Origin of the sequence: Microvirga tunisiensis, from assembly GCF_009296175.1 — a bacterium.
GTDB classification, from domain to species: domain Bacteria; phylum Pseudomonadota; class Alphaproteobacteria; order Rhizobiales; family Beijerinckiaceae; genus Microvirga; species Microvirga tunisiensis.
Window position 1 is genome coordinate 1 of sequence record NZ_VOSK01000347.1, and the last position, 6,071, is coordinate 6,071.

At 64.4% G+C, this 6,071-nt stretch carries 7 protein-coding genes and 1 pseudogene; 6 read left to right on the top strand and 2 right to left on the bottom strand.

Features of this window, described 5'->3' with window-relative positions; translation table 11 throughout:
* The coding region (locus FS320_RS36170; protein WP_244627612.1) for a helix-turn-helix transcriptional regulator at nt 1-338 on the top strand (338 nt) is incomplete at its 5' end.
* Here FS320_RS36170 and FS320_RS36175 read toward each other — a convergent pair.
* The gene (locus FS320_RS36175; protein ID WP_162866320.1) at nt 333-764 is read right to left on the bottom strand and encodes a helix-turn-helix transcriptional regulator; all 432 of its coding nucleotides are present in this window, start codon (nt 762-764) and stop codon (nt 333-335) included. The two genes, FS320_RS36170 and FS320_RS36175, sit on opposite strands and share 6 nt — an antisense overlap.
* 554 nt (nt 765-1,318) lie before the next feature.
* Between FS320_RS36175 and FS320_RS36180 the strand changes: the two genes are divergently transcribed.
* The 5 genes from FS320_RS36180 to FS320_RS36200 all read left to right on the top strand — a co-directional run bounded on the left by FS320_RS36180 (nt 1,319) and on the right by FS320_RS36200 (nt 5,780).
* Nucleotides 1,319-2,851, top strand: coding sequence for a sensor histidine kinase (locus FS320_RS36180; RefSeq protein WP_152717177.1), 1,533 nt, complete (start codon nt 1,319-1,321; stop codon nt 2,849-2,851).
* Between the two features lie 338 nt (nt 2,852-3,189).
* Nucleotides 3,190-3,681, top strand: a complete 492-nt coding sequence (locus FS320_RS36185) for a DUF992 domain-containing protein (protein WP_152717178.1) — start codon at nt 3,190-3,192, stop codon at nt 3,679-3,681.
* Nucleotides 3,682-3,897: 216 nt separating this feature from the next.
* The gene (locus FS320_RS36190; protein ID WP_152717179.1) at nt 3,898-4,167 is read left to right on the top strand and encodes a hypothetical protein; all 270 of its coding nucleotides are present in this window, start codon (nt 3,898-3,900) and stop codon (nt 4,165-4,167) included.
* Nucleotides 4,168-4,201: 34 nt separating this feature from the next.
* Entirely contained in the window at nt 4,202-5,227 is a 1,026-nt protein-coding gene (locus FS320_RS36195; RefSeq protein WP_338105630.1) for an LssY C-terminal domain-containing protein, read from the top strand.
* A complete protein-coding gene (locus FS320_RS36200) occupies nt 5,121-5,780 on the top strand; it encodes an IS6 family transposase (RefSeq protein WP_338105631.1) in 660 nt (219 codons plus the stop codon). Before FS320_RS36195 ends, FS320_RS36200 begins: the two co-directional genes overlap by 107 nt.
* A 49-nt stretch (nt 5,781-5,829) precedes the next feature.
* Here the strand turns inward: FS320_RS36200 and FS320_RS47290 are convergent.
* Nucleotides 5,830-6,071 (bottom strand): annotated as a pseudogene (locus FS320_RS47290) (hypothetical protein); the annotation flags it as partial.

Consider the following 6,071-nt stretch of genomic DNA (forward strand, 5'->3'; position numbering starts at 1 on the left):
GCCGCATGCTGCGAACTGAGCTTCTGACGAACCAGTGCTCGGCCGCGACGGTTGCGGATCGCTTTGCCATCCATCGCCGCACCTTGAGCCGGCATCTGAGGGCTGAGGGGGCGGGCTTCCAGAGCCTCGTCGACGAGACGCGGTTCGAGATCGCGCGCCAGTTGTTGAGTCAGACCCGCATCCCCCTCAGTGAGGTTGCCGTGGCGCTCGGCTACTCAGAGGCAAGCGCCTTCACGCGGGCTTTCCGGCGCTGGTCGGGACAATCCCCGGCGGCCTGGCGCCTGGAGCAAGGTCCGTCTCGGCAAGGATGGCTGGAGCAGGGGCTGGCATCATCATGACGATGATCCAGGCAGTGGACGACGAGGTATCGCTCGCCTCCTGGGAAGCTTCCGCCTCCTGGCATGGCTCGCCCGCCAGGCCGAGGGAGACTGCCCGGACCAACGATGGAAAGCTCGCGTGAAGGCGCTCGGTTCCGAGTACCTCAACACAACCGAGATCTGGTCCAGGGCCATGTCGGTGTTGGCCAGCAGGTCACGGGCGAGCGCGAACCGGATCTCGTCGACAACCTGCTGGAAGGTGACGCCCTCGCGGGCCAAGTGCCGGCTCAAGGTGCGGTGGTGCATCGAGAACAGGCGGGCGATCTCGATCGAGGTGCAGGGCCCCTTCAGCAGTTCGGTCTCAAGCACCCGGCGCAGGTCCTCGCTGAAGCCGATCGAAGGGTTGCCCCTCCGTGGCTCGGCGTGGACATCGCGTCTCGAGGTCATCGCCGTCGGCCGAGGCCACCCACAACCAAGGCGTCCCTCATGATGAGCCCCATCCGGTTTCCGTGCCGGCCAACCCGGCATGCGCCGGCATGGAACTCCCATCATAACCGCGCCGAGCCCGTGCGCTTGATCGATGAGGACGTCCGGTTACCAGATTGGGACAAGCGGCTCCGATGGCCGCACTTTGCGGGCCCGGGCATGACGGGTCTGGGATCCTGACAAGCCAGGCTCGCCATGGCGAGTTCCCCGCCATCGGTCCACCGAAGGGTGGGCAAGTTTCCCATCCGCCTCATCCTGACCGCCGGCCACCGGATTACTCCATGGGTGCATTCGATGTCGCCAAATGCCAAGCGTACGTCATGAACGGTCAAGCGTAACGGTGCGAACCCCTGTAGTCTGGCTGCGTCTTGGCAGAGCCGGGGATCAGTGCGCGTCATCGAAGTTCGTCCTGGACCACACGCGGTGAGACCTCTTGGGTCGCTCCAGGCCACAACGTCCGGCCCTGTCGTGCGGACCCCGGTGCGGTCGGGACAAGGGACGCAAGGGGAGAAGCGATGCCCATTCACACCAGTCACCGGAGCGCACCGGACAGCAGGATCCTCAGGCTCCTCGAAAGCGAAAAGAGGGTCTTGGGCCAGGTCGCCGCAGGCGTTCCGATCGCGAAGGTCCTCGAGGAGCTGGTGCTCGCGGTCGAGACCGAAGCCAACGGCGAACTGCTCGGGTCCATACTCCTGCTCGACAAGCAGGGCCGACACCTGTTGCACAGCGCCGCCCCGAACCTGCCGGCCGCTTACAATGACGCGATCCACGGGGTGGAGATCGGCGAGGGCGTCGGGTCGTGCGGGACCGCCGCGCACCGGGGGGAGGCCGTCTTCGTGACGGACATCGCGACCGACCCGCTGTGGGGTGCGTTCGCGGAGCTGCCGCTGGCCCACGGCTTGCGCGCATGCTGGTCGATCCCGATCAGGGGAGCCGACGGACGGCTGCTCGGGACCTTCGGCAACTACTACCGCGAGCCGCGCAACCCGACGGCCGACGATCTCGAGGTGATCGCCCACGTCACCCAGACGGCCGCACTCGTCATCGAACGCCACCTGTCCGATCAGGCCTTGCGCGAGAGCGAAGGGCGCTTCCGCACGCTCGTCGAGCTCAGCCCGCAGGTGGTCTGGTTCTGCGCGGCCGACGGCCAGGTGACATACTGCAACCCGTTCTGGCACACGTTCTCGGGCCTCTCTCTCGAGCAGACGCGCAACGGCGGCTGGGCCAACCTCATTCATCCGGATCACCGGGACGCCATCGTCCGCCGATGGCAGCGTGCGCTCGCTTCGCTCACCGCATTCGAGGTCGAGATCCCCTTCCGGCGGTCCGACGACGGGAACCACCGCTGGTTCGTCGTCCGTGCGCGCCCCGTCCATGACGCCAAGGGCAAGGTCGCTCAATGGATCGGCATCGCCCTCGACATCCACGAGCGCAAGCAGGCCGAGGAAGCCCGGGAACTGCTGACAGGTGAGCTGTCCCACCGCATCAAGAACGTCTTCACGGTCGTCGGTGGCCTGGCATCGTTGACGGCCCGCCGGCATCCGGCCGCCATGCCATTCGCCAGGGAGTTCCAACAGCGCATCAGTGCTCTTGCAAGTGCGCATGAGCATGCCAGCCCTCAAGGCCTCGCTGGATCAGGCCGGCATACGTTCCAGGACCTCGTGGCCAAACTGCTGGCGCCCTATGCCGGGAGCCTCCACGACCGATTTGACATCGCTGGGGACGACGCACCGATCGGAGGCCATGCCGCCACGGCCCTGGCCCTCATCATCCACGAGCAAGCCACCAATGCCGTGAAGTATGGCGCTCTCTCGACCGACGTCGGCCGCATCCGCATCGAGGGCAGGCGATCGGAAGACAGCTACAGGATCACCTGGAGCGAGAGCGGCGGGCCTGTGGTTCCCGGTCCGCCGCAACGGCTGGGGTTCGGCAGCAGGATGGCGATCCGGAGCTCGACCGAACAGCTCGGCGGCGGGATCGAACATGAATGGGCGCCTGAGGGACTGGTCATCCGCCTGGCGGTGCCGCTCGCGAATCTCGTGCGGTGAACATGCATGACGGATGGGATCTCGGGCGGGGCATTTGCCACGCGGCGGTCAGGACGCTGTCGACGATCGCTGGCGGCCTGCGCGTCGGCTCGTCGAGCACGAAGATCCCCGAGCTTGCGTCGTTTGGCGGTGCATGTCTCGAAGTGTCAAGCTGATGGCTCGGACGGTCAAGCCGACGGTGCAGGCTTGTGTAGTCTCGACCTCATGCGACCGCACTGTAGGCACGTTGATCGTCGAGTGAGCCGCGTCGAATAGAACAGCCCGTGACGACAGCGAAACCCGCAACCGCCGCCCCCGGCACCACTGACGACCGACCTTGTGAACATGGAACGCCTGTTATGATTATTGAAAACAAATTGAGCATTGCCGCGCTTGCCCTGAGTGCCGCCTTCCTTGCTTCCGCGGCACCCGCTCCTGCGCAAGCCTCCGTCAGGGTCGGGACCCTCGCCTGCGATGTCTCGGCCGGCATCGGCCTGTTCGTCGTCCAGAAACAGACCCTGCGCTGCACCTTCACGCCGAACGGAGGCGGCCTCGTCGACTCTTATACCGGCAAGATCGACGACTTCGGTGTTGCGCTCGGCGAAGTCGCGGCGGGACATCTCGTCTGGGGCGTCATCGCCGCGGCGCCGGGGTTGCCGAGGGGCGCGCTGGCGGGAACCTATGCCGGCCTCGGCGCCGAGGCCACAGTTGGCGTCGGACTGGGAGCAAACGTGCTTACCGGCGGAACGGGGCGTGCGTTCTCGCTACAGCCCATTTCGGTCGAGGGGCAAGTTGGTCTCAACATCGCGGGTGGTGTGACAACCGTGACGCTCGTGGCGGCCAATTCGTAAACGGCACAGCGTCCTTTCAGCCATGGTTTCAGCGTCTGAAAGGCTTTTACGGCGAACCGGGATCTCGGGTTGTCCAGTCCCCGTCTCATTCGGTCAAGCAGGTGCCGCTGGAATGGGGGAGACTTCCGCCCGGATGCCATCTCCCGCCGTGCGGCACAAACCCGTCGGGCCGGCCGCGGTCCAGGACAAGGCAGGCATCCTCATTCCGGAGTCATCATGATGCACCGTTATCTCCAGCTCATCATCCTCGGTTCGTTGATCGCCGCAGGTCCCGCTCTGGCGCAGGAGAGCAATCGACCATTTACGCCCTCGGGAGAAATTCAGATCCCGTCTGGCGCAGAGATTGACCGGATGCTCGACAGCAATACCGTGCCACCTCCGGCCAAGGAATTCTCGCCCAATGATGCGAAGGCGATCCAGCAGATGGACCAACGTGCCAAGCGCATCGATGAGAAGGTTATGAAGGGCATCTGCACGGATTGCTGAGCACCGCCGCGCCGATCGTGACGGAGCCTGGATCATGAGAGTGTTGAACCGCCTCCTGCAACGCCTGGTAGTCCTCGGGTTGGGCATCTTCTCTGTCTGGCTGATCGTCTTCGTGGTCTTCGACACCGCGGACCAACGGCTGCCCTGGATTCTGGCCGTGAGCCTCACCTATGGCATCGCCGCCTATGTCATCCTCCCGCGGATCATTCGCATGGGCCTCAAGCTCCTCCGCCGGCAGCGGGTGCCCAGCTTCACGACAACAGGCGATGGATTGCCGGGTGATCCCGTCAACGTGGCGCTCATCGGAACGCTCGCACAGCTTCGCGCGGCCTTCGCCGCCCTCGGCTGGTCGGAGGCCGACCGCCTCGGCCTGGCCAGCTCTTGGGGCATGATCCGGGCCTTCGTGTTCAACGCGCCCTATCCCACCGCCCCGTTCAGCACCCTCTATCTGTTCGGCCGCGGCCAGGACGTCGGGTTTCAGAAGGCGATCGACAACAGTCCTCGCAAGCGCCATCACATCCGGTTCTGGTCCTTGAGCCTCGCGCGAGCCGGGGAGACCTGGGCCGGGGGAGCCGCAAGCTTCTGGCTGAACACCGACCGTCCACCGGACGACGAGCGCGTTCTCTGGGTCGGGGCTGGCACGAGGGATACAGGCCTGTCCCTGACCCACCTCACGTTCCAGGTCACCCATGCCACGGACTTGGATACGAATGTCGAGCGCGACTTCATCATCGCTGAGCTAGAGAAGAGCGGGTCCATTGAGGCGGTGAAGGTGTATCAGGCCGGCGAATGCCTCGCCACGGAGCGCGTCAACCATTACATGACCGACGGACGAGTGACGTTGGCGAGTCTTGGGTACTGTCAGGTTGGCGAAGGTTCGGGCGTATGGCAGGGTCTCGGGCATGAGCACAACGTCCCACCCGTACCGCGGCTACCGCTATCCGGCCGAGATCATCAATCAGGCCGTCTGGTTGTATCACTGCTTCAGTCTGAGCTTGCGGGAAGTCGAACTGATCTTGGCAGCGCGGGGCATCGTGGTCAGCTACGAGACGATCCGTGATTGGAGCCTGCGCTTCGGGCGCGCCTATGCCAAGACGCTGAAGCGGAGGCGGCCACAGCCCGGAGACAAATGGTTTCTGGACGAGGTGTTCGTGCGCATCCGCGGCAAACTGCATTATCTCTGGCGAGCGGTTGATCAGCATGGCAACGTGCTTGACGTGCTGGTCCAGAGCCGCCGCAATACGAAGGCAGCCAAGCGCTTCTTTCGCAAGCTGCTGAAGGGTTTGTGCTACGCGCCCAGAGTGATCGTGACCGATAAACTTGGGTCCGATGGTGCCGCGAAACGTGAGATCCTGCCAGGCGTGGAACATCGGCAGAGCCGGTATCTCAACAACCGCTGTGAGGTCTCGCACCAGCCGACCCGACGGCGGGAACGCCACATGAGGCGGTTCAAATCAGCTGGGCATGCGCAGCAGTTCCTCGCCACTCACACTCCGATCCACAACCACTTCCAACTCCGCCGTCACCGTCTTTCCGCCAGTGAGTACCGAGCTGCTCGTAATCGCGCCTTCCTCACCTGGCGCGATGCGACTGGTGTTGCCCTCGTGGGCTGATGTGTACTCGCGTGACGGCTGCGCCCGCGGCAGCTTTGCCTCTTCGGCGCTAAGTTGACAGTACCCCGAGGTCGGTATCGATGACCAAAGCACTGATGCGCCGATTCGTCCGAAGCAGATGTTCTGCCTCCTCCACAGAGCTGGCCAGGAGGATCTCAAAGCCGTAGCTCACTAAGCTGCTGGCCGTTGTCATGCCAGCCAATCGATCTCCGGGAACAAGCAGAACAAGCGGTTGTCGGCTCATGGAAATACCTTGTACGGAGCGTGCGGAGACGCCCCCTGAAACGGAAA

Bases quoted from the DNA above. Each gene is read 5' to 3' on its own strand.
- FS320_RS36175 (WP_162866320.1), bottom strand. From the start codon at position 764: ATGACCTCGAGACGCGATGTCCACGCCGAGCCACGGAGGGGCAACCCT.
- FS320_RS36180 (WP_152717177.1), top strand. From the start codon at position 1,319: ATGCCCATTCACACCAGTCACCGGAGCGCACCGGACAGCAGGATCCTC.
- FS320_RS36185 (WP_152717178.1), top strand. From the start codon at position 3,190: ATGATTATTGAAAACAAATTGAGCATTGCCGCGCTTGCCCTGAGTGCC.
- FS320_RS36190 (WP_152717179.1), top strand. From the start codon at position 3,898: ATGATGCACCGTTATCTCCAGCTCATCATCCTCGGTTCGTTGATCGCC.
- FS320_RS36195 (WP_338105630.1), top strand. From the start codon at position 4,202: ATGAGAGTGTTGAACCGCCTCCTGCAACGCCTGGTAGTCCTCGGGTTG.